29 protein-coding genes and 1 tRNA gene are annotated in these 24,699 nt (G+C 66.4%); 8 read left to right on the forward strand and 22 right to left on the reverse strand.

What is annotated here, in order from left to right; translation table 11 throughout:
- Positions 1-17: 17 nt before the first annotated feature.
- From FHY50_RS14445 to FHY50_RS14130, 7 genes are all read right to left on the reverse strand, one after another.
- On the reverse strand, positions 18-140 hold the full coding sequence (locus FHY50_RS14445; RefSeq protein WP_279588141.1) for a hypothetical protein: 123 nt from the start codon (positions 138-140) through the stop codon (positions 18-20).
- 8 nt (positions 141-148) lie between these two features.
- Positions 149-421 (reverse strand): hypothetical protein, encoded by a 273-nt coding sequence (locus tag FHY50_RS04005; protein WP_140047107.1) that lies wholly within the window; start codon positions 419-421, stop codon positions 149-151.
- A gap of 14 nt (positions 422-435) precedes the next feature.
- Positions 436-738 (reverse strand): hypothetical protein, encoded by a 303-nt coding sequence (locus FHY50_RS04010; RefSeq protein WP_140047108.1) that lies wholly within the window; start codon positions 736-738, stop codon positions 436-438.
- 27 nt (positions 739-765) lie between these two features.
- Complete coding sequence (pspC, locus tag FHY50_RS04015; RefSeq protein ID WP_140047110.1) at positions 766-1,146, reverse strand: envelope stress response membrane protein PspC; 381 nt, start codon at positions 1,144-1,146, stop codon at positions 766-768.
- Between the two features lie 3 nt (positions 1,147-1,149).
- Positions 1,150-1,452 carry an envelope stress response membrane protein PspB gene (pspB, locus tag FHY50_RS04020; RefSeq protein ID WP_140047112.1) on the reverse strand — a complete coding sequence of 101 codons (303 nt, stop codon included), beginning with the start codon at positions 1,450-1,452 and terminating at the stop codon, positions 1,150-1,152.
- A gap of 4 nt (positions 1,453-1,456) precedes the next feature.
- Positions 1,457-2,125 carry a phage shock protein PspA gene (pspA, locus tag FHY50_RS04025; protein WP_140047114.1) on the reverse strand — a complete coding sequence of 223 codons (669 nt, stop codon included), beginning with the start codon at positions 2,123-2,125 and terminating at the stop codon, positions 1,457-1,459.
- Positions 2,126-2,193: 68 nt separating this feature from the next.
- Positions 2,194-2,331, reverse strand: coding sequence for a hypothetical protein (locus FHY50_RS14130; protein WP_166745493.1), 138 nt, complete (start codon positions 2,329-2,331; stop codon positions 2,194-2,196).
- A gap of 177 nt (positions 2,332-2,508) precedes the next feature.
- Between FHY50_RS14130 and pspF the strand changes: the two genes are divergently transcribed.
- Complete coding sequence (gene pspF / locus FHY50_RS04030) at positions 2,509-3,501, forward strand: phage shock protein operon transcriptional activator (protein ID WP_140047116.1); 993 nt, start codon at positions 2,509-2,511, stop codon at positions 3,499-3,501.
- Positions 3,502-3,590: 89 nt separating this feature from the next.
- Here pspF and FHY50_RS04035 read toward each other — a convergent pair whose 3' ends face one another.
- The 7 genes from FHY50_RS04035 to FHY50_RS04065 form a co-directional block, all read right to left on the reverse strand.
- Positions 3,591-4,865, reverse strand: a complete 1,275-nt coding sequence (locus tag FHY50_RS04035) for an MFS transporter (protein WP_140047118.1) — start codon at positions 4,863-4,865, stop codon at positions 3,591-3,593.
- A gap of 131 nt (positions 4,866-4,996) precedes the next feature.
- Positions 4,997-5,072 (reverse strand) — tRNA-Lys (locus FHY50_RS04040).
- Positions 5,073-5,165: 93 nt separating this feature from the next.
- Entirely contained in the window at positions 5,166-6,290 is a 1,125-nt protein-coding gene (gene rodA, locus FHY50_RS04045; RefSeq protein WP_140047120.1) for a rod shape-determining protein RodA, read from the reverse strand.
- Positions 6,287-8,227, reverse strand: coding sequence for a penicillin-binding protein 2 (gene mrdA / locus FHY50_RS04050; RefSeq protein ID WP_140047122.1), 1,941 nt, complete (start codon positions 8,225-8,227; stop codon positions 6,287-6,289). The genes rodA and mrdA overlap by 4 nt, the downstream gene beginning before the upstream one ends.
- Positions 8,224-8,730, reverse strand: a complete 507-nt coding sequence (gene mreD, locus FHY50_RS04055; protein ID WP_140047123.1) for a rod shape-determining protein MreD — start codon at positions 8,728-8,730, stop codon at positions 8,224-8,226. Before mreD ends, mrdA begins: the two co-directional genes overlap by 4 nt.
- Positions 8,727-9,611, reverse strand: a complete 885-nt coding sequence (locus tag FHY50_RS04060; RefSeq protein ID WP_140047125.1) for a rod shape-determining protein MreC — start codon at positions 9,609-9,611, stop codon at positions 8,727-8,729. The genes mreD and FHY50_RS04060 overlap by 4 nt, the downstream gene beginning before the upstream one ends.
- Positions 9,612-9,619: 8 nt before the next feature.
- A complete protein-coding gene (locus FHY50_RS04065; RefSeq protein WP_140047127.1) occupies positions 9,620-10,660 on the reverse strand; it encodes a rod shape-determining protein in 1,041 nt (346 codons plus the stop codon).
- Positions 10,661-10,809: 149 nt separating this feature from the next.
- Here FHY50_RS04065 and mutL point away from each other — a divergent pair, with 149 nt between their 5' ends.
- Positions 10,810-12,639 (forward strand): DNA mismatch repair endonuclease MutL, encoded by a 1,830-nt coding sequence (gene mutL, locus FHY50_RS04070; protein WP_140047129.1) that lies wholly within the window; start codon positions 10,810-10,812, stop codon positions 12,637-12,639.
- 270 nt (positions 12,640-12,909) lie between these two features.
- Here the strand turns inward: mutL and rplI are convergent, their stop codons facing one another.
- The 4 genes from rplI to FHY50_RS04090 all read right to left on the reverse strand — a co-directional run bounded on the left by rplI (position 12,910) and on the right by FHY50_RS04090 (position 14,822).
- Positions 12,910-13,539, reverse strand: a complete 630-nt coding sequence (gene rplI / locus FHY50_RS04075) for a 50S ribosomal protein L9 (RefSeq protein ID WP_140047131.1) — start codon at positions 13,537-13,539, stop codon at positions 12,910-12,912.
- Positions 13,540-13,550: 11 nt separating this feature from the next.
- Complete coding sequence (gene rpsR / locus FHY50_RS04080; RefSeq protein ID WP_010543816.1) at positions 13,551-13,775, reverse strand: 30S ribosomal protein S18; 225 nt, start codon at positions 13,773-13,775, stop codon at positions 13,551-13,553.
- Entirely contained in the window at positions 13,775-14,194 is a 420-nt protein-coding gene (gene rpsF, locus FHY50_RS04085; RefSeq protein ID WP_140047133.1) for a 30S ribosomal protein S6, read from the reverse strand. Before rpsF ends, rpsR begins: the two co-directional genes overlap by 1 nt.
- Before the next feature lie 178 nt (positions 14,195-14,372).
- Positions 14,373-14,822: an RcnB family protein gene (locus FHY50_RS04090; protein WP_140047134.1), complete on the reverse strand. Its 450-nt coding sequence runs from the start codon at positions 14,820-14,822 to the stop codon at positions 14,373-14,375.
- Positions 14,823-14,996: 174 nt separating this feature from the next.
- On the opposite strand from FHY50_RS04090, the gene fabD reads away from it, so the two are divergent.
- Genes fabD through fabG form a run of 3 tightly spaced genes read left to right on the forward strand, consistent with a single transcriptional unit; the run spans position 14,997 to position 17,143 of the window.
- Positions 14,997-15,932, forward strand: a complete 936-nt coding sequence (fabD, locus tag FHY50_RS04095) for an ACP S-malonyltransferase (protein ID WP_140047136.1) — start codon at positions 14,997-14,999, stop codon at positions 15,930-15,932.
- Between the two features lie 39 nt (positions 15,933-15,971).
- Entirely contained in the window at positions 15,972-16,403 is a 432-nt protein-coding gene (locus tag FHY50_RS04100; RefSeq protein WP_140047138.1) for a GxxExxY protein, read from the forward strand.
- Positions 16,403-17,143 (forward strand): 3-oxoacyl-[acyl-carrier-protein] reductase, encoded by a 741-nt coding sequence (fabG, locus tag FHY50_RS04105; protein ID WP_140047140.1) that lies wholly within the window; start codon positions 16,403-16,405, stop codon positions 17,141-17,143. Before FHY50_RS04100 ends, fabG begins: the two co-directional genes overlap by 1 nt.
- On the opposite strand, the gene FHY50_RS04110 is transcribed toward fabG, so the two are convergent.
- Positions 17,097-18,323, reverse strand: coding sequence for a glycosyltransferase family 87 protein (locus FHY50_RS04110; RefSeq protein ID WP_140047142.1), 1,227 nt, complete (start codon positions 18,321-18,323; stop codon positions 17,097-17,099). The genes fabG and FHY50_RS04110 overlap by 47 nt on opposite strands.
- Positions 18,324-18,456: 133 nt before the next feature.
- Here FHY50_RS04110 and FHY50_RS04115 point away from each other — a divergent pair, with 133 nt between their 5' ends.
- From FHY50_RS04115 to mltG, 3 genes are all read left to right on the forward strand, one after another.
- Positions 18,457-18,693: an acyl carrier protein gene (locus tag FHY50_RS04115; protein WP_140047144.1), complete on the forward strand. Its 237-nt coding sequence runs from the start codon at positions 18,457-18,459 to the stop codon at positions 18,691-18,693.
- Positions 18,694-18,813: 120 nt separating this feature from the next.
- Positions 18,814-20,076, forward strand: a complete 1,263-nt coding sequence (fabF, locus tag FHY50_RS04120) for a beta-ketoacyl-ACP synthase II (protein WP_140047146.1) — start codon at positions 18,814-18,816, stop codon at positions 20,074-20,076.
- Positions 20,077-20,199: 123 nt separating this feature from the next.
- Positions 20,200-21,168 carry an endolytic transglycosylase MltG gene (gene mltG / locus FHY50_RS04125; protein ID WP_140047147.1) on the forward strand — a complete coding sequence of 323 codons (969 nt, stop codon included), beginning with the start codon at positions 20,200-20,202 and terminating at the stop codon, positions 21,166-21,168.
- 50 nt (positions 21,169-21,218) lie between these two features.
- On the opposite strand, the gene eda is transcribed toward mltG, so the two are convergent.
- Genes eda through FHY50_RS04140 form a run of 3 tightly spaced genes read right to left on the reverse strand, consistent with a single transcriptional unit; the run spans position 21,219 to position 24,596 of the window.
- The gene (gene eda, locus FHY50_RS04130) at positions 21,219-21,827 is read right to left on the reverse strand and encodes a bifunctional 4-hydroxy-2-oxoglutarate aldolase/2-dehydro-3-deoxy-phosphogluconate aldolase (protein WP_140047149.1); all 609 of its coding nucleotides are present in this window, start codon (positions 21,825-21,827) and stop codon (positions 21,219-21,221) included.
- Positions 21,824-22,792 (reverse strand): glucokinase, encoded by a 969-nt coding sequence (gene glk / locus FHY50_RS04135; protein WP_140231034.1) that lies wholly within the window; start codon positions 22,790-22,792, stop codon positions 21,824-21,826. The genes eda and glk overlap by 4 nt, the downstream gene beginning before the upstream one ends.
- 19 nt (positions 22,793-22,811) lie before the next feature.
- Positions 22,812-24,596 carry a cation:proton antiporter domain-containing protein gene (locus FHY50_RS04140; protein ID WP_140047151.1) on the reverse strand — a complete coding sequence of 595 codons (1,785 nt, stop codon included), beginning with the start codon at positions 24,594-24,596 and terminating at the stop codon, positions 22,812-22,814.
- Positions 24,597-24,699 lie beyond the last annotated feature (103 nt).

A 24,699-nucleotide genomic window follows, 5' to 3' on the forward strand; every position in this document is an offset into this window, starting at 1 on the left:
TTGCTTGCGGGCCGCGATCAGGCGGTCGCTGTGGTGGCTTCGGACCGCGCCTGGCGTCGCCGCGGCGCATCGACCCGTTCGGTCGCCCAGCAGCCGATCCCGGTCAGGACGGCCATCACTCCCACGAACACGATCATCATCGTTCCTTTCAGTTGAGCGGCGCGTCGCGCAAGCGCTCGATTTCGTCTGCCAGGCCCAGCCCGCGGTCGGTCACGATCCGTTCGAGCACGCGCACCCGCTGTTCGAGCCGCTCGGTCTGGGCCGCATATTGCGCTGCCTTCTCGGCGGTTTCGGCATTGAGCGCCCTGGTCATCGCTTCCTTGTGCTTCAACCAGCGCTTGAACATGTCCCCGCCGATGCCCGCGATCACGGGAATGCCGACCACGATCATGAAAAAGCCGAGCACGAAAAATCCGTCCATGATCCGATCCTTCCTCAGTTCGCCGGGCCGCGCAGCGCTTCAATCTCGCGCGACACGCGCTGGCCGGGATCGGTTGCGATCCGTTCGAGCACCGCGATCCGCTCCTCAAGCCGGCCGATCTGTCCGGTCAGGCGGTCATTCTCGTTGACCAGCAGTTCGATCTTGCGCTCGGCGGCGGGGTCACCCTTGACCGCCTGGCCGCTCCATTCGTTCTCGACCGGATAGCCATGCTTGGCGCGGGTCCAGGTCGTGAACATCCATCCGGCCGTCGATATCGCGATGATCGCGAGGACGAACCCTGGGCCACTCCAATCCATTGTGCTTCTCCCCTGTTGCAGCCGCGCTCAGCGCAGGCTGTCGATTTCGTCGGCCAGGCGCGTGTTGCGGCTGGTGTAGAACATTTCGATGTCGGCGAGGCGGCGGTCGATGTCGCGAAACTTCGATCGCACTTCGTGCGTCGTCCGCTTCGGGTTCGATCGCACCCGTTGCCAGAACTTGGCATCCTCGGGACTTTCATACAGGCCGTAGGGCTTCACCGGCGCCATCCAGGCGATCATGAAATAGGCGATGACCGTCCAGGGAAATCCCCCGAGCAGCGTCAGCACGACCGCACCGATGCGGACCCACATGACGTCGACCCCGGTATAGTCGGCGATGCCGGCGCAGACGCCCGACCATTTGCCGTTCTGCTTGTCGAGATAGAGCTTGGTGCGGCTGGCGGACATGGCTCAGTTCCTCTTCGAATAGTCGTAGTCGGGACGATCCTCGCGGCGCGGCTCGGCGCGATAGTCGGGTCGTTCCTGACGGTTGTCGGGGCGGAAATCGGGATTGTCGGCCGCGACGATGCGCTCGATCGTCACCAGACGCTCCTCCAGCCGGCGGGCGGTGAGGTGGAGATCGTCGAGCAGCTGCTCGTCCTCTCCGGTCAGCGACGGGCTCTGCTTCCACTTGGTGATGTAGTGGAGGATGACCCACGGCATCCCGATGAACAGCATGCCGACGATGACGATCGGCAAGAATACGTCTTCCATGGCGTCAGCCCTCCTTGCCGAGGCGAGCCTTCAGGGCGGCAAGTTCGGCATCGACCTTCTCGGACGACTTGAGCTCGGCGATCTCCTCCTCGAGGCTCTTGGGCTCGTGGCCCAATCCCAGCGCATCGGCACGCCCTTCGGCCATGTCGACGCGGCGCTCCATCAGATCGAAACGCGAGAACGCGTCCTGCATCCGTTCGCCGGCATACATCTCGCGCATCTTGACGCGGTTGTTGGCACTTTCGAGCCGTGCCGAGATCGAGTTCTGGCGCGTACGCGCTTCGCGCAGCTTGCCCTGCAGCTTGGCAATGTCGGTCTCCGATGCCTTGAGCGCATCGTCGAGCACCGCAATCTCCCGTGTCAGGTGATCGCCCATATCGGCGGCCTTCTGCTTTTCGACCAAGGCTGCCTTGGCGAGGTCCTCGCGGCCCTTCGACAGCGCCAGCTCGGCCTTTTCGGTCCAGCTTTCCTGGAGCTTGTCGAGCTTGGCGATATGGCGGCGCATCTCCTTCTGATCGGCGATGGTGCGGGCGGCGGATGCGCGCACCTCGACCAGCGTTTCCTCCATCTCGAGGATGATCATGCGGATCATCTTCGCCGGATCCTCTGCCTTGTCGAGCAGGTCGGTCATGTTCGCGGCGATGATGTCGCGGGTGCGGGAAAAAATACCCATTACGTTACTCCTTCGGGAACCGGATAAGGGACCGGGGCGGGCGGGGGACCCGCCCCGGCAGGGATCGGTCAGGCTTGCACCTGGCCGACGGGAACGACGGTGGCGATTGCCTCGGCTGGTGCGACGGCGCTGCTGACGAGCGCGGCACTGCACAGCAGGGCAAGGGCGAAACTGGCGAACATCGCGGGGCTTTCACTGGTCTTCATAGCGGTTCTCCCTGAACCTCGGCGGTTTGGCACCACCGCTATCGGGTGGTTGCAATCAGCTCTGCAGGTGCCGTGCCAATTTAAAAAACGGCGGCAGTCTGCGCTTCGCTGGCGCCAGTGCCATTGGTCTCCAAAAAGCATTTGCCAATAGTTGGGATTCTGCGCCAAGCGTCCCTTATGGAGCGCACTACCCAGGTCATCGGCCAATCGGCCGCGTTCATCGAGACGCTCGAATTGGCGAGCCGCGCCGCCGCGCTCGATCGCCCGGTGCTGGTGATCGGCGAGCGCGGCACCGGCAAGGAGCTGGTCGCCGAGCGGCTCCATCGCCTCAGCCCGCGCTGGGATCAGCCGTTGGTCATCATGAACTGCGCCGCGCTCCCCGAGACGCTGATCGAGGCCGAATTGTTCGGGCACGAGGCGGGCGCCTTCACCGGCGCGACCAAGGCGAGGGCAGGGCGGTTCGAGGAAGCGCATCGCGGCACGCTGTTCCTCGACGAACTGGGCACATTGTCGATGGCGGCGCAGGATCGCCTGCTGCGCGCGGTCGAATATGGCGAGGTCACCCGCATCGGATCGTCGCGCCCGCTGCAGGTCGACGTCCGCATCGTCGCCGCCACCAACGAGCATCTCCCCGATCGCGTCGAAAGCGGCACATTCCGCGCCGATCTGCTCGACCGGCTCAGCTTCGAGGTCGTGACCCTGCCACCGCTGCGGGCACGGCCCGGTGACGTCATGGTGCTAGCCGAACATTTCGGCCGCCGCATGGCCGCCGAGATCGGCTGGGACGACTGGCCGGGCTTCGGCCCCACCGCGACCGACCTGTTGCTGCGCCATCGTTGGCCCGGCAACGTTCGCGAACTGCGCAACGTCGTCGAGCGCTCGGTTTATCGCTGGAACAGCGGGGACCCGATCGATGCCATCGACGTCGATCCGTTCGCTTCACCCTATCGGCCCGGGGCCGTGCCGCCGACCGCTTCGGAAACCCCGGCCGTCGCGACCGCGCCCGAACCCTCCGGCGGCGACTTCAAGGAGCGGGTCGATCGGTTCGAACGCGATCTGTTGTCGCGCGGGCTTGCCGACAACCGCTTCAACCAGCGCGCGACCGCCAAGGCACTCGGCCTGAGTTACGATCAATTGCGCCACGCGCTCAAGAAGCACGACCTGCTGTAAAGTGTGGAACAGCAGCAACTGTATTTCAGGTCACGATCCAGCGCCTGGCGTGATTGCCATCGACTACCGGTGCTGCCACGTCGGCCGCGCTAGCGCCCAGGCAGGCGGCGTTCGATCGCCAGCACCGCGACCGCGGCAAGCGTGAGGCAGGCCGCCAGGAACAGCATCGGCGTCAGGTCGCTTCCGGTTTCGTCGCGGATCCACGGCACCACCGCCTGCGCCACGAACCCCCCGAGGTTTCCGATCGAGTTGATCGCGGCGAACCCCGCCGCGGCGCTCGCCCCGGTCAGGAAGCGCGGCGGCAACGACCAGAACACCGGCTGACCCGAAAAAATCGCCGCCGCCGCCAGGCACAGCGCCGCGAACTTGAGCGGCGCTCCTGGCAACACCACGCTCGCGACCAGCAGGGCCGCGCCGATCAGCGCGGGACCGGCGATGTGCCACTGCTGACGCGCGCGCCCGGCGGCGTGGCGCGGGACCAGCCACAGCGCTAGCGCGACGAGCAGCCAGGGAATGACGTTGAGCAGCCCGTTGACCGTGTTCGAGACCCCGAACCCGCGCACGATCGTCGGCAGCCAGTAGCTCAGGCCATAGGCGGCCAGGGGAAATCCGACATAGGCGCCGCACAGCGCCAGCACACGGGGATCGGTAAGCGCCCGCAGCGGGTTGCCGTGATCGCTCGCGCCGTCGTCGCCGCGCTCGGCGGCGAGCGTGCGCGCCAGCCAGTCCTTTTGCGCATCGGTAAGCCAGCGCGCCTGCGCGGGTGCACGCGGCAGCCCGAAATAGACCGCCGGTACCATCAACACTGCCGGGATGCCGGTGGCGATGAACACCCATTGCCAGCCGCGCAGTCCTGCCAACCCGTCAAGATCGAGCAGCGCTCCGCCGATCCCTGCGCCAACCGCATTGGCCAGTGCGCTCGCCACCATGAAGAGCCCGACCGCGCGCGCCCGGTGGGCCTGCGGGAACCACAGGGTCAGCACATAGAGCGCGCCTGGAAAAAATCCCGCTTCGGCCACGCCCAGCAGGAACCGCAGGATATAGAACATCGTCGGGCTCTGGGTGAACCCCAGCAGGATCGTGACGACGCCCCAACTCGCCATGATCCGCGCGAACCAGATATGCGCACCGACGCGTTCGAGCAGCAGGTTGCTGGGGATCTCGAACAGGCAATAGCCGATGAAGAACAGCCCCGCGCCCAACCCGAACGCCGCCTCGCTGAGCCCGAGGTCGGACACCATCTGCAGCTTGGCGAACGAGACGTTCTGGCGATCGATATAGGCGATCATGTAGATCAGCCCGAGCAGCGGTATCAGCCGCCAGGTAATCCGGCGCAGCGTGGCGGGTTCGATGTCGTCGGCCATGCTGCACCCCCGTGACGGCGACGGCCGCGCATATCACTGTCCGCGCGCGTCTTGCCGACCGACCTAACCGATGCTGGCCAAGCGTCAACCGGTGACGGCCGTCCCCTGGCAGTATCACGCGATAAGAGGAATGGTGGACGCACTTGGGCTCGAACCAAGGACCCGCTGATTAAGAGTCAGCTGCTCTACCAACTGAGCTATGCGTCCACATCCAGAACCGCGCGGCACGCCGCTGCGTTCGGGAGCGCGGCTGCTAGCATCCGATCGGGGCGATTGCAAACCCCTTTCGCGGCGAAATCGCTACCAGCTTTCCTTGATGCGGTTCTGGCGGTCGATCGCCATCAATATGCCGATGCAGATGAGCACGGTCATCTGCGCCGATCCGCCGAAGCTGATGAAGGGCAAGGGGATGCCGACCACCGGTGCCAGTCCCATCACCATGCCCATGTTGATCGCCACATAGAAGAAAATGGTCGTCGCCAGCCCGGCCGCGGTCAGCCGGGCGAACTTGCTCTGCGCCCGCACGCCGACCTGGACGCCCCAGCGGATGAGCAGGAAAAAGGCGATGACGGTGAGGATACCGCCGACCAGCCCCCATTCCTCCATCATCGTCGCCAGCGCGAAATCGGTATGGCCTTCGGGCAGATAGTCGAGATGGCTTTGCGTGCCGTTGAGGAAGCCCTTACCGAACAGCCCGCCTGATCCGATCGCGATCTTCGATTGGCTGATGTGATAGCCCGTGCCGAGCGGATCGTTTTCCGGATTGAGGAAGATCAGCACGCGATTGCGCTGATAGTCGTGGAGGAGATAGTTCACCGCGATCGGCACGAACAGCGCCAGACCAAGCGCACCGCCGATGAACAGCCGCAGCGGGATACCGGCAAGAAACATGACGGTGATCCCACCGGCGGTGATCATCAGCGCGGTGCCCAGGTCGGGCTGGAGCATCACCAATGCGGCAGGCATGCCGATCAGCAGCACCGCGGGCCAGATCGCACCGAACCGCCGCGTTTCGTTGGGCGGCATCATGTCATAGAATTTGGCGCAGGCGAGGACGATGAAAATCTTCATGAATTCGGACGGCTGCAAGCGGATGAACCCGAGGTCGAGCCAGCGCTGGCTGCCGCCGCCGACCGCACCGATCAGTTCGACCAGGATCAGCGCGACCAGCACCGCGACATAGCCCGGCAGCGCGATCATCGACCAGAACTCCTCGCGGATCCGCGACAGCACGATCGCCATCCCGAGAAACGCCACGAAGCGAATGCCCTGCGAAAACGCCCAGGGGCGAACATTGCCGCCTGCCGCGGAATACAGCACGACCAGGCCGAACCCACCGATCAGCAGGATCAGCAGCAGCGTCTTCCACGGCAGCTGCGCGAGCGGTGCGGGGACGAAACCCGGACCGGTGCTCCCGCTGCTCATCGCGATGCGCTCCCGCCTTCGATCGAGGCAGTCTCGGTTTCGGGCGGGGCGGGGTTCAGTCTGGCCAGCCGGTATTCGCGCTCCTTGGCCGCCATGCGCGTCTCGATGTCGCCGCCCCAGCCCTTTTCGAGGGCGTCGAGCGATGCATAGGCCTTTTCGCGGTCGTACAGATAGGTGATGCAATCGCGCGCGACCGGTGCTGCCGCGCCCGATCCCGACATGCCGTGTTCGATGACCACCGACACCGCGTAACGCGGCTGTTCGACCGGAGCGAAGCCGATGAACAGGCCGTGGTCGCGATATTTCCACGGCACGCCAAGTCCACCGCGTGCGCCGCCGACGATGCGCCGGACCTGCGCGGTGCCGGTCTTGCCGCCCATGCGGATGCCGTCGAGCTGGAGACGGCTGCGCACCGCGGTGCCCGCGCCGTTGACGACTTCGTCCATCCCCGACCGGATCATCCCCATGCGTTCGGGGGGAACATCGAGTGCGGGGCCGATCACCGGAGCGTCGGCAAGCAGGCGCGGCACCAGTCCGCGGCCGCTGGCGATGCGCGACGCCTGTACCGCCAGCTGCAGCGGGCTGGTCAGGATATAGCCCTGGCCGATCGAGGCGTTGAGCGTGTCGGCCTGCGTCCAGGCCTCGTCATATTTGCGCTGCTTCCACGCCGGATCGGGAACGGTGCCATAACGCTGCGACGGCAGCGGTAGCGGATATTCGGCGCCAAGCCCCAGCTGGCGCGCGGCTTCGGCCACCGCGTCCATCCCGACCTCGCGGCCCATGGTGTAGAAATAGGTATTGCAACTGCGCGCGATCGCCCGGTGCAGGTTGACCGGGCCGTGACGCCCCAGGCATCGGAAGAAGCGGTTGCCGAGCTGATAGCCGCCCGGGCAATTGACGGTGCGTTCGGGATCGATGCCGGATCGCAAAGCGGCGATCGCGGTGGCCGGCTTGAACGTCGATCCCGGCGGATACAGCCCCTGCAGCGCCTTGTTGGTGAGCGGCAGGTGATCGTCCTCGGACAACATGCCCCATTCGATCTGGCTGATCCCGTCGGAAAAGCTGTTGGGGTTGTAGGCCGGCATCGAGGCGAGCGCGAGGATGCTGCCGTCGCGGCAGTCGATCACCACCACCGCGCCCGATTCATTGCCCAGCCGCCGCGCCGCGAACGCCTGCAACCCGGCGTCGATGGTCAGCTTGATCATCTGCCCGGGACGGTCGGGCCGGGTCTCGAGTTCACGGACCAGCCGTCCGCGCGCGGTCACTTCGACGCGCTTGGCGCCTGGCCGGCCGCGCAGGTCGGGCTCGAGCGTCTTTTCGAGGCCGTCCTTGCCTAGTTTGAACCCCGGCGTGACGAACAACGGGTCCTTGGTTTCCTTATATTGCTCGGCGGTTGCAGCGCCGACATAGCCGACCAGATGCGCTACCGCCGCGCCGCTGGGGTAATTGCGTGCGAAGCCGCGCGTGGGGGCGACACCGGGCAATTCGGGTAGCCGTACCGAAACGGCGGCAAACCGCTCCCAATCGAGATTCTCGGCGACCTTGATGGGCTGAAACCCCGATGCACCTTCCAGGTCGCGCTGCAGCCGTTCGTAATCGTCGGGCTCGATCGCCAGAAGATTGCGTAGCAGCGGCAGCACGCGCTCCTTGTCGGTCAGCCGGTCGGGGATAATATCGACGCGGAAATCGGTGCGGTTGTTGGCGATGGGGATGCCGGCGCGATCGACGATCCAGCCCCGCCGTGGTGGCATCAACGTCAGGTTGACGCGATTGCTCTCCGACAGCAGCTTGTAGCGCTCGTTCTCGGCGATCGACAGCCACGTCATGCGTCCGGCCAGCGCGAGGCCGACCGCACCCTGGCCGATGCCGAGCAGCGTCGCCCGGCGCGAAAAGCTGAACGCCTGGGAAGCGCCGTTGACGGGGCGACCACCGTTCACAGCCGGTCCGACCTGCGATCGAGCCCGGCGCACATCCGCGTTACCAGCGGATACAGCGCGACCGAGGCCAGCGCCTGGAGCATCAGCAGCGTATCGACGTGCGCACCCAGCGGCACCGCGATCAGCCGCCCGCCGATCAATGCGAAGCCGATCGCCCCGGCGGCCACCAGCCAGTCCTGTTTGAAGTCACGCCACACAAGACGCGTATCTATCACGTCCACCGCCAGAAAGCACAGGGTCCACAGCATCGTAGCGCTGCCCAGCGGCTGACCGCTGACCAGGTCATCGAACAGTCCGAGCGGAACGCAGGCCCAGGTGCGGAAGATATCGGGACGGTGCAGCCGCCAACCCATCAGCATCAGCAGGCCGAACGGCGGCAGGACCGGAATGGTGGCGACCACGGGAACCAGCGTGATCAGCGATCCCAGCATGACCGACAGCGGCGCTACCCAGCGCGTTCGCGTCCGGGGCGGGGCCGGGGTGGCGAGCGTGTCGACGCTCATGGTGTCGAAGCTTGCAGCGGTGGAACCGGCGGTCGCGGCGCGGGGAGGTAGGCTGCCTGGACCAGCGCGAAGTCGAGTGCGTCGGGGTCGGCGAGCGTCCTTGCCGGGGCGGTATCGCGCTGCGACTTGAGCACGCGCGCCACCGGAATGCCGGGCGCATACAGCCCGCCGGTGCCGGTGGTGACGAACATGTCGCCGGCCAGCAACGGGGCGTTGGCGATGCTGGCAGTGCGGATATCGACCAAGCCGTCGCCGCGCCCGACGACGATCGCGGGCAGGTTGTCGCGAATCCGCCGCACCGGCACGACGCTTTCTGTGTCGGTCAGCAGCAGCACGCTGGCGGTGTTCGGGCTGACCTCGATGATGCGCCCGATCAAGCCATCCGGCCCCCGCACTGGTTGCCCGAGCGCTACCCCATGGCGGCTGCCCGCGTTCAGGGTGGCGAATCGGCGCGTGCTGGAGGCGGAAGAATTCACCAGTCGCGCGGCGGCCACCGTGGTCGGCTCGCGTTCGCGGACCTGTGCCAGAGCCCGCAGCCGCCGGTTCTCGACGATCAGCAGGCGGGCCGCTGCGATCGCCTTTGCATTCCGCGCGGCTTCGGCGCGCAGTGCGCGGTTCTCGCCAACGACGCCGAAATAATCGCCGAAACCGCCAGGCAGGTCGAGAATGGCCCGGCGCAGCATGTGAAGTCCGCTCGATACCGGCGTCGTCGCTTCGCGTACGCCGCTGCGGAGCGACGCGAACAGCGGCGGATTGACGGTCGAGATCGCCAGCAACACCGCGCCCGCGACGACACCCAGCGCCGCGAGCACATAGCCGAGGAAGACCCCATATTGCGCCCGCCGCGAAAATCCCGGGCGCCGGTTACGTTGCGGCGCCATCGTTCCCCTCAGCCCGCGAGCAGCACGCCGCGATAGATCGGATCCTCGAGCGCGCGGCCGGTGCCCAGCGCCACGCACGTCAGCGGATTCTCGGCGACCGTGACCGGCAGTCCGGTCTCGTCGCGCAGCACTTCGTCGATGCCGTGCAGCAGCGCGCCGCCGCCGGTCAGGACGATGCCCTGATCGACGATGTCGGCGGCGAGTTCGGGCGCGGTGTTCTCCAGCGCGATGCGCACGCCTTCGACGATGGTGCCGACCGGCTCGGACAGCGCCTCGGCGATCTGGCCCTGGTTGATCTGGATTTCCTTGGGCACGCCGTTGACCAGGTCGCGACCCTTGATGAAGATCGTCGCCCCTATGCCATCGGCGGGCGGCTTGGCGGTGCCGACCTGCTGCTTGATCCGCTCGGCGGTCGCTTCGCCGATCAGCAGGTTATGGTTGCGGCGCACATAGCTGACGATCGCCTCGTCCATCTTGTCGCCGCCGACGCGCACCGACGTCGAATAGGCGAGCCCGCGCAGGCTCAGCACCGCGACCTCGGTCGTGCCGCCGCCGATATCGACGACCATCGAGCCGATCGGCTGCGTCACCGGCATGTCGGCGCCGATCGCCGCGGCCATCGGCTCCTCGATCAGCCATACCTGGCTCGCGCCCGCATTCGATGCCGCGTCGCGGATCGCGCGGCGTTCGACCTTGGTCGATCCCGAAGGCACGCAGATCACAATCTGCGGCCACCGCAGGAACTTACGCTGTCCGTGCACCTTGTGGATGAAATGCTTGATCATCTGTTCGGCGACGTCGATGTCGGCGATGACGCCGTCGCGCAGCGGGCGAATCGCCTCGATCGTGCCGGGGGTCTTGCCCATCATCAGCTTCGCGTCGTCGCCGACCGCCTTGACCTTCTTGACGCCGTTCAACGTCTCGACCGCGACTACCGACGGTTCGTTGAGGACGATGCCGCGCCCGCGCAGATAGACGACGGTGTTCGCCGTCCCCAGGTCGATCGCCATATCGTGGGACATGAATCTGAAAAAACGGGAGAAAATCATCAACCAATCCGTCCCTGGCCGCACCGTGGGCACCATGCGGCATGTTCGCACCTGTACCCGTGATCGCATCCCCCCGGCGCTGAGTGTCCAGCGCCGGTCGGGTCGGATGCGGGTCGCGGGATGCCGTCGCTTGGGCTAGGACCACACCCATGTCAATACGCCGACTTCCCTCGCATCTCGTCAACCGGATCGCTGCCGGTGAAGTGGTCGAAAGGCCTGCCAGCGCGTTGAAGGAGCTGATCGAGAACGCGATCGACGCGGGTTCGACACGGATCGTCGTGCGCCTGGCAGCAGGCGGGATCGACCTCGTCGAGGTCACCGATGACGGTTCGGGCATGACCCCGGCCGATATGGAGCTGGCACTCGAACGCCATGCGACGTCGAAACTGCCGGAGAGCCTGTGGGAGCACGGGGCGATCGAGAATGTCGCGACGCTCGGCTTTCGCGGCGAGGCGCTGCCTTCCATCGCCAGCGTCGCGCGATTGACGATCGACAGCCGCGTGCGGGGCGCGGAAGGCTGGTCGCGCAGCATCGACAACGGTGCGCAGGTGGCGGAGGGCCCGGCCGCGCTGCCCCCCGGTACCCGGGTGCGGGTCGAAGCGCTGTTCGATCGCGTACCCGCGCGGCGCAAGTTCCTGCGCACCCCGCGCGCGGAATATGCTGCCTGTCTCGACATCGTCCGCCGCCTGGCGATGGCCCGGCCGCACATCGCCTTCTCCGTCGAACACGATGGACGCCGCACCCTGGCGGTGCAGGCGGTCGAAAGCGCGCCGGATCGCGTCGCGGCATTGACCGACCGCGCGCTGATCGACAACAGCGTTGGCATCGATTTCGCGCGCGAGGGCATGAGCCTGACGGGCGTCGCTGCGATCCCGACCTTCAATCGCGGCGTTTCCGATCATCAATATCTGTTCGTCAATCGCCGCCCGGTAAAGGATCGGATGCTGGTCGGCGCGGTGCGCGGTGCCTATGCGGAAATGCTCGCGCGCGATCGGCACCCGGTGGTTGCGCTGTTCCTCGACATTCCCGCCGATCAGGTCGACGTCAACGTCCATCCCGCCAAGACCGAAGTCCGCTTTCGCGATCCGGCATTGGTGCGCGGCCTGATCGTCAGCGGCCTGCGGCGTGCCCTCGACGAGGCAGGACATCGCAGCCAGCGACCGACGGCTGCGGTGCTGGCGGCCTGGACCAGCGAAACAGCTTCATCCGGTGGTCATCCAGGCGAAAGCGCGGATACCCCGGTTGGAGAATATGGATCGGCACCTACCGGGACGCCCGCCTTCTTCGGGGCTGCCGCAGGGGCGGGCAACAGCCTTCACGATCGTCGTCCGACGTTCCTGACGCCGCCGCCGCAGGCACGCGCCGAGGCTGCCGTCGAACCGATCCCTGACACCGCGCAATTCCCGCTAGGCGCCGCGCGCGGGCAGGTCGCCCGGACCTATATCGTCGCCGAAGCCGCCGATGGCCTGGTGCTGGTCGATCAGCACGCCGCGCACGAACGCCTGGTTCTCGAACGCATGCGCCGTGCGATGGCACTGGGCGGCGTCGCTTCGCAGGCGCTGCTGCTGCCCGAGGTGATCGAACTGGACGAACCGGCGTGCGATCGGCTTGAGTCCCGGATCGACGAACTCGCTGAGTTCGGCCTGACGCTCGAACGGTTCGGGCCGGGCGCCATGCTGGTTCGGTCGGTGCCGGCGATGCTCGGGCAAGCCGACGTGTCGGGCCTGGTCACCGACCTTTCCGACGAACTTGCCGCCTATGACGATGCGCTCAGCCTGAAGGAACGCCTCGACCATGTCGCCGCGACCATGGCCTGCCACGGATCCGTCCGCGCGGGGCGCATCCTGTCGGTCGCCGAAATGAATGCGCTGCTGCGCGAGATGGAAGTGACGCCCCATTCCGGCCAGTGCAATCACGGTCGCCCCACCTGGGTAAAGCTGGCGCACGGCGATATCGAGAAGCTGTTCGGGCGGAAGTGAACGGAACGTACGGACGCCGGTACGTTCATCTCGCGGAAACCTTATCGCCGCCCGCGCATTCTACTTGCCAAGCACCTGATTTGGCAGAGCAACCATGAGCAAGATCGTCCCCGTATTCTTCGCACTGATTCCCCTGGCTGCGGTCGTGACCGCGTGCGTCGCCGTGCCCTGACACTGCCACCACCTTCCCGAGCCGAAATACGCACCGACATACGAAAAGGGCCGCGCGGTACGCACCGCGCGGCCCCTTGCTGTCTTCGGCTAGTGAAATCAGCCCTGTGGGGCTGACTCCTCGTCCGACGCTTCGGTCGAAGCCGCATCCCCCGCGGCTGCCTCGTCGCGCGGCAATTCGCCGGGCTCGGCATTGGGATCGAAGTCCTCAGTGAAACCGGCGGTGTCCTGTTCGAACATCGCCGCCATCACGTCGACGCCCTGCGCCTGCATCTCGGCCTCTTCCGGCGAACGCGCGACGTTGACCTTGACCGTCACCGCGACCTCTGGGTGCAGCGCGACCTTGACGTCGTACAGCCCGATCGCCTTGATCGGCTTGCCGAGGACGATCTGCGCCTTGTTGACCTTGTGGTCTTCGGCAACCAGCGCCTCGACCAGATCGCGCACCGCGACCGAACCGTAGAGCTGGCCGGTGTTCGACGCCTGACGGATCAGGGTCACCGAAACGCCGTCGAGCGTTTTGGCCTCGGCCTGCGCTTCGGTGCGGCGGGTGGCGTTGTCGGCCTCGATCCGCTCGCGATTCGCCTCGAATACCTTGCGGTTCGATTCGTTGGCGCGCAGCGCCTTCTTGTTCGGCAGCAGGAAGTTGCGGGCGAACCCGTCCTTCACCGTGACGACGTCGCCGATGCCGCCGAGCTTCTCGACGCGCTCGAGCAAAATGATCTGCATGCGACCGCTCCTTACTTAACGATGTAGGGCAGCAGGCCCAGATGACGGGCGCGCTTGATGGCCTGAGCCAGCTCGCGCTGCTTCTTGGCGCTCACCGAGGTGATGCGCGACGGGACGATCTTGCCGCGCTCGGACACGAAGCCCTGCAGCAGACGAACGTCCTTGTAGTCGATCCGCGGCGCGTCCTTCGCAGAGAAAGGGCAGCTCTTGCGGCGGCGGAAGAATGGGCGTGCCATCAGTTGTTCTCCCCTTCGTCGCGGTCGCGGCGCGGGCCGCGGTCGCCGCGATCGTCACGGTCGCGGCCGCCGCGGCGCTCGCCGCGGTCGCTGCGCTCGCTCTTGCGCATCATCACGGTCGGGCCGTTCTCCAGCTCGTCGACGCGCACGGTCATGTAGCGGATGACGTCCTCGTTGATCGACGTCTGGCGCTCCAGCTCGGCGACCACGCCGGCGGGCGCGTCGATCTCGAGCATCACGTAATGCGCCTTGCGGTTCTTGGCGATCTTGTACGCCAGGCTGCGCAGGCCCCAGCTCTCGGTCTTTACGACCTTGCCGTCGTGCTCTTCGATAATCTTGGTGGCGGCTTCCGCCAGGGTGTCCACCTGCGCCTGTGCCAAATCCTGGCGCGCAAGGAACACGTGCTCGTACAGAGCCATGTCGCTTTCTCTCTCTTGGCCGATCGCTGACGCCGCACCATGCGGTCGCCCCTCCGGCTGTCGTCGTAAATGCAATCAGGGCGGAAGGACGCTGCCTTCCACCCCGATGCGAGTGCTCCATACCGGTTTCAGTGGGGAAGGCAAGGGGGCCGGGGCCCCCAAGCCCGCTTCCCGGCGCTTAGAACAGTACGCCGCCCAGCACTGCTCCGATCAGGCCGCTGGCAACGGCGACCAGCACCGCGTCATTGCCCGACTGCACCCACTGATAACCCTGCGGCGGGGCGTACAGGCCGCGGCCGCCATAGCTGCGATAGTCGATCTGGCGATAGTTGGGCGCATAGGCCCGGTTGAACCGCTGACCGCGCTGCCAGCTATTGTAGCTGTAGGTCGGCCGATTGACGATCACCCGCTGCTGCTGGCGGACCACCGGGCGATTGACCCGGACATTCTGCCGCACCACATTGCCGCGGCGGTTCACCACCGTCCGCTGCTTGACCCCGCCGCCGCGCTGGACGACGACCGTCTTGTTGCCGCGCTCCTTGACGACGGTGCGCTGCGGAGCTGCGCTTGCCACTGTGGGGACCGCGACCATTGAGGCCGCGACGGCTGCGAGAACCAACTTCTTCATCTTGCGTCTCCTCTGTCACGCCATCAGCGGCGTTGAAGACAATCTAGGAGGAGGGTGTCGCGGCGATGTGTCGAAGCCGGAACAAAAGCGTCACAAACTGTCGCAAGCCGGTCGGGACTTGAAAGGTTTCGCCGTTCGGGCGTACCGCCCGCGGCTTCCAGCGGGAGAAGTCAGATGCGCGCATTCGTGTTTCCGGGTCAGGGCAGCCAGTCGGTCGGGATGGGCAAGGCGCTCGCCGACGCCAGCGCGATTGCGCGCGAAGTGTTCCAGGAAGTCGATGACGCGCTCGGCCAGAGCCTGTTCAAGCTAATGACCGACGGGCCGGAGCAGGACCTGGTCCTCACCGAGAATGCCCAGCCCGCGATCATGGCGCACGCGATCGCGGTGCTGCGCGTGCTCGAACGCGAAGGCGGCGTTCGCCTCGCAGACAGGGCCGACTATGTCGCCGGGCACAGTCTCGGCGAATATACCGCCTTGTGCGCAGCGGGTGCGATCGACCTTGCGACGACGGCGCGGCTGCTCAAGCTACGCGGGCGCGCAATGCAGGCTGCGGTCCCGGTCGGCGAGGGCGGGATGGCGGCGCTGCTGGGTGCGGACCGAGACAAGGCGCAGGCGATCGCCGACGCTGCAGGACAAGGGCAGGTCTGCACCGTTGCCAATGACAACGATCCGTCGCAGGTGGTGATATCCGGCGCGCTCGCCGCGATCGAGCGCGCGATCCCGCTCGCCAAGGAGATGGGGGCCAGGCGCGCGATCCTGCTCCCGGTTTCCGCTCCGTTCCACTGCGCGTTGATGCAGCCGGCTGCCGATGCGATGGAGGCGGCGCTGGCGGACGCGGCGATCCGCGCGCCGCTGGTCCCGGTCTTCGCCAACGTCACCGCGGCCGCCGTCGCCGACCCCGACACGATCCGCGCGCTGCTCGTCGAACAGGTCACCGGCATGGTCCGCTGGCGCGAGTCGGTGCTGGCGATGCACAAGGCCGGCGTCGAACGCTTCGTCGAACTGGGCGGCAAGGTGCTGGGCCCGATGGTCAAGCGCACGGTGCCCGAGGCGGACGCAGTCAGCGCAGTGACGATGGACGACATAGAGGCTTTGGCTAGCGTGCTTTAGGAGAAGTTTTTTCACGCGGAGGCGCGGAGACGCGGAGATATGCCGGATCTGGAAGCAATTTCGGGGGACGTCGTAGACGTGGCGCTGCGCTTGCATCGCGAGTTGGGGCCGGGCCTGTTGGAGAGCGTGTACGAGATGCTGCTTGCCGGACGCCTTGCTCAGATGGGATATTCGGTCGCGCGCCAGCGCGCTGTTGACATCGAGTTCGACGGTTTGAAGTTTGACGGCGCCTTTCGTATCGACCTCCTTGTAGACGAGCGATTGCTCGTCGAGATCAAGTCGGTCGAGCGGTTGAGGGCAGTCCACGGCAAGCAGCTTCTTACCTATTTGCGCCTTACCAATCAGCCCGTAGGGCTGCTCATCAACTTCGGCGGGGAAACGCTCAAGGAAGGGCTGCGACGGATCGTCAACGACTATCGCCCCTCCGCGTCTTCGCGCCTCCGCGTGAACCAGAATCCACGGAGACATTAATGTTCGACCTCACAGGCATGACCGCACTCGTCACCGGCGCGTCCGGCGGGATCGGCTCGGCGATCGCAAGGGCACTGGCCGGGCAGGGGGCAAAGCTCGCCGTGTCTGGCAGCAACGCCGACAAGCTCGACGCCTTCCGCGCCGACCTCGGCGGCGACCATGTCGCACTTCCCTGCAACCTGTCCGACGGCGCCGCGGTCGATGCGCTGGTGCCGCAGGCAGTCGAGGCGCTGGGCGGCACGCTCGACATCCTTATCAACAATGCCGGCGTCACCCGCGACAACCTGGCGATGCGGATGAAGGACGACGAATGGGACCAGGTCATCCGCGTCAATCTCGAAGCCGCGTTCCGGCTGTGCCGCGCCGCCGCGCGCCCGATGATGAAGGCGCGCTTCGGTCGCATCGTCTCGATCACGTCGGTGGTCGGTGCGACCGGCAATCCCGGCCAGGCCAATTATGCTGCGTCGAAGGCCGGGCTGGTCGGCATGTCCAAGGCGCTGGCACAGGAGCTTGCCAGCCGCGGCATCACCGTCAACTGCGTCGCGCCCGGCTTCATCCGCTCGGCAATGACCGATGTCCTGCCAAATGCGCAAAAGGAAGCGCTCATGGCCCGCATCCCCGCAGGCGCGTTGGGCGAGGGCTCGGATATCGGCGCCGCAGTCGTCTATCTCGCCAGCCGCGAGGCCGGGTACGTCACTGGGCAGACGCTGCATGTAAATGGCGGCATGGCGATGCTGTGAGCGCAGGACTTGACCTCGCAAGCGCGACGGCCAGGACAACCGCGATCGCGATCAGGTTGACCGGAACGAGCGTCGCAGCCGCAACGGCGCGGCCGAATAGCGGAGCACAATAGGCGAAGGCGAGCAGCGCGCGCTCGCCTCGCCGCCAGCCGTTCGTTTCCGCGTCGCGCGCCAGCCATGCGATCGCGATGCCCAAAACGACCATGTCGTAATCGAATGCATAAGGGGTGGCGAGCAGCGACGCGGTCATTGCGACCGCCCCGCGAAGTGCTGGACGGCAGCGGCGCGTCCGTATGATGACGGCCGCCAGTCCGGCGATCGCCGCGCTCTGGATGATCCACGCGATCCAGGCAGCGCCGCCAAGCAGGCGGACTGCCCCAAACGGTGTCACGAGCTTTGCCGCGCCGGTCTGTGCGTCCTCGACCACCGCCGATCGCGTCAGTTCGAGCGATTGCGCAAACGCTTCCCACGCGCCCGTCCCAAGCACCAGTGCGCTGGTGGCCGACATAACTAACAGGGTCGCTGCCGCCACCGCAAAGGCGCGCCAGTGCCCGCCGGCTGCGAGAACCAGCGGCAGCAGCACGCCGAGCTGCGGCTTGTAGGCCAGCAGTCCGATCAAAATGCCCGCGGCGATCGGCCGTCGATCGAGCAACAGCATGCCTCCGCCCAGTAGCGCAGCGGTCAGGAAGCCGTTCTGGCCGTGACCCAGGCAGACGAACACCGCAGGAAAGCCAAGCGCGATCACCCAGTCCCCCGGCCGCGTCAGAAGCGGGCGAACCGCTGCCAACGCTGTCGCAAGACCCGTCACCTGCCATAGGATCAACGCAGGCAGATAGGGGATGCTCGCCAGCGCCATGGCGACGATCAGGAATGGCGGAGGATAATGCCAGCCGTAAAAGGGGATATCGGCGCGCCCATGGACCGCCTGCTGCATGGCGAAGTGGCTAGGCCAGTCCCAGGCAAGCTCGGGCGCACCGGCCAATGCGAGGCGCCCGGCCGCATAGACGTTGGAGAAATCGGTGCCGACCGGTCGCCCGAGCGCGTCAAGCGTTTGCATGCCGCTGCCCGCCAGCAGGACCAGGCCAAACGTGGTCACGACCGTCAACAGCGCCGCCACCCGTATCGCCCGGCCACGACTGACCAGCCGGTCGATCGATTCGAGGGCGGGGAGTATGCGCATCGCGGGTCACCTTGGCGTAGCGGCGGTTAGCATCGCCCTAACCATGCGGCTACGCGCTCGGGGGACTTGTCAGCCGGAAGCACCCGTTCTACGTGCGTTCAGGAATTTAAGACCTTACGCAAAGGAACAGGGAATGAGCGAGACCGCCGATCGCGTGAAGAAGATCGTCGTTGAGCATTTGGGCGTCGAAGCCGAGAAGGTCACCGAGGATGCCAGCTTCATCGACGATCTCGGCGCCGACAGCCTCGACATTGTCGAACTGGTGATGGCGTTTGAGGAAGAGTTCGGTGTCGAAATCCCGGACGATGCCGCCGAAAAGATCACGACCGTGAAGGACGCGATCACGTATATCGACGAGCATCAGGCCTGATTACAGCTGCGATCTGCCGCCCTTTTTCGGGCCGGAATGCGTGAAACGGCTCCCTGCCCAGGGCTATGATTCGGGGCAGGGGGCCGTTTTCATGTCGAAATTGACCAACGGAGATTTGCGATGCGCCGCGTAGTCGTGACCGGGCTGGGGCTGGTGACCCCGCTGGGTGCCGAAGTGGAAACCGTCTGGAGCAACCTGCTGGCGGGCAAGTCCGGCGCGGGCCGGATCACGCGCTTCGACCCGACCGACTATGCCTGCCGCATTGCCTGCGAGGTCAAGCCGGCGGACCACGAATACGGCTTCGACCCCAATCTGCGCGTCGATCACAAGGTTCAGCGCCAGGTCGACCCCTTCATCGTCTTCGGCATCGACGCCGCCGGGCAGGCGATCGAGGACGCCGGCCTGACCGAGATGACGGAGGCGGAACGCTATCGCGCGGGCTGTTCGATCGGTGCCGGCATCGGCGGACTTCCGGGGATCGAGAGCGAGTCGCTGGTGCTCGCGGCGAAGGGTCCGCGCCGGGTCAGCCCTCATTTCGTGCACGGGCGACTTATCAACCTGATCTCGGGCCAGGTCAGCATCAAATACGGGCTGATGGGTCCTAACCATGCTGTCGTAACCGCCTGCTCGACCGGGGCGCATTCGATCGGTGACGCCGCGCGGATGATCGCGATGGACGATGCCGACGTCATGCTGGCGGGCGGGGCGGAAGGTGCGATCTGCCCGATCGGCATCGCCGGGTTCAGCCAGGCGCGCGCGCTTTCGACCAACTTCAACGACACCCCCGAAAAGGGCAGCCGCCCGTACGATGTCGATCGCGACGGCTTCGTGATGGGCGAAGGCGCCGGCGTCGTCGTGCTCGAGGAATATGAGCGTGCCAAGGCGCGCGGCGCGAAGATGTACGCCGAAGTCATCGGCTACGGCTTGTCGGGCGATGCCTATCACGTCACCGCGCCGCACCCCGAGGGTTCCGGGGCATTTCGGTCGATGGAAATGGCGATGCGCAAGTCGGGCCTAGCGCTTGAGGATATCGACTACATCAACGCGCATGGCACCTCGACACCGCTTGGCGACGAGCTCGAGTTGGGCGCGGTGCGGCGCCTGTTCGGCAGCGCGCTCGACGATGTGTCGATGAGCTCGACCAAGTCGGCGATCGGGCATCTCCTCGGCGGCGCAGGCGCGGTGGAGAGCATCTTCTGCATACTGGCGATGCGTGACCAGATCGTCCCGCCCACGCTCAATCTCGACAATCCCAGCGAGAATTGCGTCGGCGTCGACCTCGTCCCGCATGTCGCCAAGCAGCGCCGGGTGCGCGCGATCCTCAACAACTCGTTCGGGTTCGGCGGCACCAACGCGTCGCTGGTGATGAAGCCGGTCGAGTAAACCCTCCCACTCTGCCGGGCACATCCCCATGCCCGTTTGTTTCGAGCGAAGTCGAGAAACCGCCACGCTATGCCCCAGCCAAGTTTTTCGACATCGCTCGAAGTGAACGGATAGGGTGGAGCGATGAGAAAACTCGGTTGCCTCGGATTTGTCGCCGCGCTCGGCATCATCGCCACCCTGTTTCTGCTCGTCCAGAGCTGGGGCGGAGCCGGGCCGCTCGAAAAGAACACCACTGTCCTGGTTCCCCGCGGGTCCTCGCTTGCCGGCGCCGCCGACGAGTTCGAGCGGGCGGGCATCATCAACTCGGCGACCCGCTTCACGCTGCTCGCGCGCGTTCTGGGCTCTGACGAGCCGATCCGCGCCGGCGAATACCGCATCCCCGCCGGCCTCAGCCAGTCGGACCTGCTCAAGCTGCTCCAGGGCGGCCGCACGCTGCAGCGCTTCGTGACGGTTCCCGAAGGCTTCCCGTCGGTCATGGTCCACGATGCTTTGATGAAAGCGCCCGAACTGGGCGGAAAGGTCGCGGTCCCGGCCGAAGGCAGCGTGCTCCCCGACAGCTACAGCTACGAACGCGGCGGCACTCGCGCCGAAGTGCTCGCCCGCATGCAGCGCGCGATGGACCGGTACCTCGAAGAAGCGTGGAAACGCCGCAAGCCAACGACCGTGGTCACTTCCCCGCGCGAGGCGATCATCCTTGCCTCGATCGTCGAGAAGGAAACCTCCAAGCCCTCCGAACGCCGCACCGTCGCCGCGGTCTACTCCAACCGCCTGCGCGCCGGCATGCCGCTCCAGGCCGACCCGACCGTGATCTATCCGGTCACCAAGGGCCGCCCGCTCGGCCGCCGCATCCTGCGCTCCGAACTGCAGACACGGAACGGGTACAACACCTATGCGAGGGCGGGATTGCCCGAAGGCCCGATCGCCAACCCGGGCCGCGAATCGATCGACGCGGTGCTTGACCCGGCGCAGTCGAGCGCGCTGTATTTCGTGGCGGACGGGACCGGCGGGCACGTGTTCGCGGATACGCTGGAACAGCACAACGCAAACGTAGCAAAATGGTATGCGATCCGGCGGGCGCGAGGGGAGATGTAGATCGGCGCCGCTCCGCGACGATTTTGACGTCGGTTCGTCCAGAAGCCGCCTTACGCCCGCAACCCGGCCGCAGCCCTTGCCTTCGCCTCGACATCCGGCATCGCCGCTCCGCTCGGCGTCACCCAGCTCCCGCCGACGCACAGCACCTTTTCGAACGCCAGCCATTCCGGTGCGCTCGCCTCGGTAATCCCCCCGGTCGGGCAGAAACGGGCTTCGTGGAACGGTGCGGCCAGCGCCTTGAGCGCCTTCAACCCGCCCGACGTCTCCGCCGGAAAGAATTTGAAGTACCTCAGCCCCAGATCATACCCCCGCATGATGTCGCCTGCGGTCGCGATCCCCGGCAGGAACGGCACTCCCGAATCGACGATCACCCGGCCAAGGCCTTCGGTGAGCCCCGGCGAAACGATGAATTCGCCGCCCGCGTCCATCACCTGTTCGAACTGATCGGTCGACACCACCGTACCCGCGCCGACGATCGCGCCGGGAACCTGCTTCATCTCGCGGATCGCATCGAGCGCGGCGGGGGTGCGCAGCGTCACCTCCAGCACGCGCAATCCGCCTGCGACCAGCGCCTCGGCCAGCGGGCGCGCAATCGCGGCGTCGTCAATGACGAGGACGGGGATGACCGCGCTGGTGCGCATGATGGTTTCGATGTTCATGCGGTGTGCTCCTGCGCAAATGCCGCCGCGGCGCCGTAGAGGCCGGGCTGGGGGTGGGTAATGAGTTTGACCGGAACCGAGGCCATCAGCGACTGGAACCGCCCCTTGGCAACGAACCGCTCGCCAAAGCCCGACGAGATCAGGTGATCCTTGAGCCGAAGGCCGAGCCCCCCGGCGATGACGACGCCCTTGGGTCCGTGCGCGAGCGCGAGGTCGCCCGCGATCGCGCCCAGGCTCAGGCAGAAGCGGTCCATAGCCGCGCTTGCCAGGCTGTCGGTGCCGCTAAACGCCATGTCCCAGATGTCGCGATCGCTGCGCGACTTGACCGGCTCTCCCTCCATTTCGGCAAGCGTTTCATAGATCGGAACGATCCCCGGCCCCGACGCGATCCGCTCCGCCGACACGCGGGTATAGGTCTTGCGCAAGCGCTTGAGCATGGCGTCCTCGATCCCGTCGAGCGGGGCGAAATCCATGTGCCCGCCCTCGGTCTCGATCACATTGTACCCCCGCGCATGCCGGAACACCTGCGCCACGCCGAGCCCGGTACCGGGGCCGCAGACCGTCAGCGAACCCTTGGCCGGAAGCGGCCCTTCCGGCCCGCACACGTGCAGGAACGCATCGTCGCCCAGTTGCGCCACCGCATGTCCGATCGCGCCGAAATCGTTGATCAGCGTCCATTGATCGACGCCCAGCCGTTCGGTGATCAGCCGCGGCCGGATGATCCACGGATTGTTGGTCAGCTTGATGAGGTCGTCGTTGATCGGCGAAGCCACCGCAATTCCCGCCATCCGCGGCAAGGGTCGGCCAAGCGTACGCCCGAACGCCTGCCAGGCGAGTTGCAGGCTGCCATGCTCCGCGGTCTTGAGCGTCGTCGGCTCGCCCAGGCGCACGACATGCCCATCCTTGACCTCGGCGATCGCGAAGCGGGCATGGGTGCCGCCGATATCGACCGCGATCACTTCCATCATCTGCTTTCCCTTGAATTCATGCCGGGCCGCGCGGCGATCCGGCGGCGCGCACCCTGCGAATCCGCGGTTCGCGATCGATCCCCGCGGCGTTCTTGATCTCCTGACGCATTTCGTCGCGCTTCTCGTGGATCGACGCGATCACCGGCCCGACCGCGACGCCCAGGTCCACCAGCACGGCTTCGGACAATTGCAGCGAGCTTTCGAGCGTCTCGGGGATCGCATCGGTCGCTCCCGCCCGGTAGAGCAATGCGGCATGCTCGGAATCGCGCGCGCGCACGATGATCGGCAGGTCGGGCACCCAGCCGCGTACCCGCCGCGTCAGCTGCACGCTCAGCACCGGATCGTCCATGGTGATGATCAGCGCCTTGGCATGGCCCAGGTTGAGCCGATCGACCATGTCGCTGCGCGCGACGTCGCCGAACTGGACATTATATCCCTCGCGCCGCGCTTCGTTGGCGGCATCGATATCGGCGTCGATCGCCAGATACGGCTTCTCGTGCGCGTTGAGCATGTCCGCCACGGTGCGCCCGATCCGACCGAACCCGACGATGACGGTGCCATGCGCCACGCCGGTTGCGGGGGCATCGGCGCTTTCGCCCAGCCGCCGCTCGATCCGCCGCGCGATCACGCGCCCGCCCTTGGCCAGCAGCGGCGTGATGGTCAGCCCGATCGCCGTCACCGTCGTCCAGAACGCGGCCGTCGATGGCTGGATCAGCCCCGCCAGCGTCGCCGTGCCCAGTACGATCAGCGTCGTCTCCGACGGGCTTGCCATCAACACGCCGGTTTCCGCCGCGGTGCCCGGTCGCGCGCCCGACACGCGCAGCAGCAGGAAGGTGACGACGGTCTTGACCAGCATCACGCCTGCGATCGCCGCCAGCAATTCGGGCCAGTATCGCGCGACCAGCCGCAAATCGAGCTGCATCCCGACCGAGATCAGGAACACGCCCAGCGCCAGTCCCTTGAACGGCGCGGTGATCGCCTCGACCTCGCCGTGATATTCGGTTTCGGCGATCAGCAGCCCGGCGAGCAGCGCGCCGACGATCGGCGACAGACCCGCGGCAGCGGTGGCGAGGCTGGCGACGATCACCACCAGCAGCGACGCCGCCAGGAACAGCTCCGGGCTCTTGGTGCGCGCCGCCTGAGCGAACATCCGCGGCAGGATCAGCCGGCCGCCGACGAACAGCACCGCCACGGTGATGCCGCCGGCGATCGCCACGTCGGTCAGCCCGCGCCAGCCCTCGCCATCGGCAGTCGGGGCGAGCGCTCCGAGCATGAAGATGATCGGCACCAGCGCCACGTCCTCGAACAGCAGCATCGCAAAGGCGCCGCGCCCGACCGCGCTGGTCATCCCGGCGATCGGCAGCACCAGCGCGGTCGACGACAGCGCCAGCGCCAGCCCCAATCCGATCGCGCCGCCCCACGGCTGCCCCAGCAAGTGCAGCGCGACGCCGATGATCAGCCCCGAGCCGATCAGCTCGGCCGCGCCGACTCCGAAAACCAGCCCGCGCATTGCCCATAGCCGCTTGAGCGACAGCTCGAGCCCGATCGAGAACAGCAACAGGATGATCCCGAACTCGGCGAACGGCTCGATCGATTCCGGGTCGGAGATGGTGAGGTAATATAGCCAGCGCTGCTCACCGACGAGGCTGCCCAGCGCATTCGGCCCGACTAGGATGCCGACCAGGATGAACCCGATCACCGGGCTCACCTTGAACCGCGCAAATGCCGGAATCACGAGGCCCGCCGCGCCGAGGATCACCAGCGCGTCGGAAAGTCCGCTATTTTGGAGGTCTAGCGCCATGTCCTAGCGAATAGGCCGAAGCGCAGCGGGTGTCATTCAACGATCCTCCCCGGCACGGGGAGGGGGACCGCCCGCAGCGCGGGTGGCGGAGGGGGGCTTCCTC

The sequence above is a fragment of the Sphingomonas japonica genome, from assembly GCF_006346325.1.
GTDB lineage: Bacteria > Pseudomonadota > Alphaproteobacteria > Sphingomonadales > Sphingomonadaceae > Sphingomonas > Sphingomonas japonica.

Bases quoted from the DNA above. Each gene is read 5' to 3' on its own strand.
- FHY50_RS14445 (WP_279588141.1), bottom strand. From the start codon at position 140: ATGATGATCGTGTTCGTGGGAGTGATGGCCGTCCTGACCGGGATCGGC.
- FHY50_RS04005 (WP_140047107.1), bottom strand. From the start codon at position 421: ATGGACGGATTTTTCGTGCTCGGCTTTTTCATGATCGTGGTCGGCATT.
- FHY50_RS04010 (WP_140047108.1), bottom strand. From the start codon at position 738: ATGGATTGGAGTGGCCCAGGGTTCGTCCTCGCGATCATCGCGATATCG.
- pspC (WP_140047110.1), bottom strand. From the start codon at position 1,146: ATGTCCGCCAGCCGCACCAAGCTCTATCTCGACAAGCAGAACGGCAAA.
- pspB (WP_140047112.1), bottom strand. From the start codon at position 1,452: ATGGAAGACGTATTCTTGCCGATCGTCATCGTCGGCATGCTGTTCATC.
- pspA (WP_140047114.1), bottom strand. From the start codon at position 2,125: ATGGGTATTTTTTCCCGCACCCGCGACATCATCGCCGCGAACATGACC.
- FHY50_RS14130 (WP_166745493.1), bottom strand. From the start codon at position 2,331: ATGAAGACCAGTGAAAGCCCCGCGATGTTCGCCAGTTTCGCCCTTGCC.
- pspF (WP_140047116.1), top strand. From the start codon at position 2,509: ATGGAGCGCACTACCCAGGTCATCGGCCAATCGGCCGCGTTCATCGAG.
- FHY50_RS04035 (WP_140047118.1), bottom strand. From the start codon at position 4,865: ATGGCCGACGACATCGAACCCGCCACGCTGCGCCGGATTACCTGGCGG.
- rodA (WP_140047120.1), bottom strand. From the start codon at position 6,290: ATGAGCAGCGGGAGCACCGGTCCGGGTTTCGTCCCCGCACCGCTCGCG.
- mreD (WP_140047123.1), bottom strand. From the start codon at position 8,730: ATGAGCGTCGACACGCTCGCCACCCCGGCCCCGCCCCGGACGCGAACG.
- FHY50_RS04060 (WP_140047125.1), bottom strand. From the start codon at position 9,611: ATGGCGCCGCAACGTAACCGGCGCCCGGGATTTTCGCGGCGGGCGCAA.
- FHY50_RS04065 (WP_140047127.1), bottom strand. From the start codon at position 10,660: ATGATTTTCTCCCGTTTTTTCAGATTCATGTCCCACGATATGGCGATC.
- mutL (WP_140047129.1), top strand. From the start codon at position 10,810: ATGTCAATACGCCGACTTCCCTCGCATCTCGTCAACCGGATCGCTGCC.
- rplI (WP_140047131.1), bottom strand. From the start codon at position 13,539: ATGCAGATCATTTTGCTCGAGCGCGTCGAGAAGCTCGGCGGCATCGGC.
- rpsR (WP_010543816.1), bottom strand. From the start codon at position 13,775: ATGGCACGCCCATTCTTCCGCCGCCGCAAGAGCTGCCCTTTCTCTGCG.
- rpsF (WP_140047133.1), bottom strand. From the start codon at position 14,194: ATGGCTCTGTACGAGCACGTGTTCCTTGCGCGCCAGGATTTGGCACAG.
- FHY50_RS04090 (WP_140047134.1), bottom strand. From the start codon at position 14,822: ATGAAGAAGTTGGTTCTCGCAGCCGTCGCGGCCTCAATGGTCGCGGTC.
- fabD (WP_140047136.1), top strand. From the start codon at position 14,997: ATGCGCGCATTCGTGTTTCCGGGTCAGGGCAGCCAGTCGGTCGGGATG.
- FHY50_RS04100 (WP_140047138.1), top strand. From the start codon at position 15,972: ATGCCGGATCTGGAAGCAATTTCGGGGGACGTCGTAGACGTGGCGCTG.
- fabG (WP_140047140.1), top strand. From the start codon at position 16,403: ATGTTCGACCTCACAGGCATGACCGCACTCGTCACCGGCGCGTCCGGC.
- FHY50_RS04110 (WP_140047142.1), bottom strand. From the start codon at position 18,323: ATGCGCATACTCCCCGCCCTCGAATCGATCGACCGGCTGGTCAGTCGT.
- FHY50_RS04115 (WP_140047144.1), top strand. From the start codon at position 18,457: ATGAGCGAGACCGCCGATCGCGTGAAGAAGATCGTCGTTGAGCATTTG.
- fabF (WP_140047146.1), top strand. From the start codon at position 18,814: ATGCGCCGCGTAGTCGTGACCGGGCTGGGGCTGGTGACCCCGCTGGGT.
- mltG (WP_140047147.1), top strand. From the start codon at position 20,200: ATGAGAAAACTCGGTTGCCTCGGATTTGTCGCCGCGCTCGGCATCATC.
- eda (WP_140047149.1), bottom strand. From the start codon at position 21,827: ATGAACATCGAAACCATCATGCGCACCAGCGCGGTCATCCCCGTCCTC.
- glk (WP_140231034.1), bottom strand. From the start codon at position 22,792: ATGGAAGTGATCGCGGTCGATATCGGCGGCACCCATGCCCGCTTCGCG.
- FHY50_RS04140 (WP_140047151.1), bottom strand. From the start codon at position 24,596: ATGGCGCTAGACCTCCAAAATAGCGGACTTTCCGACGCGCTGGTGATC.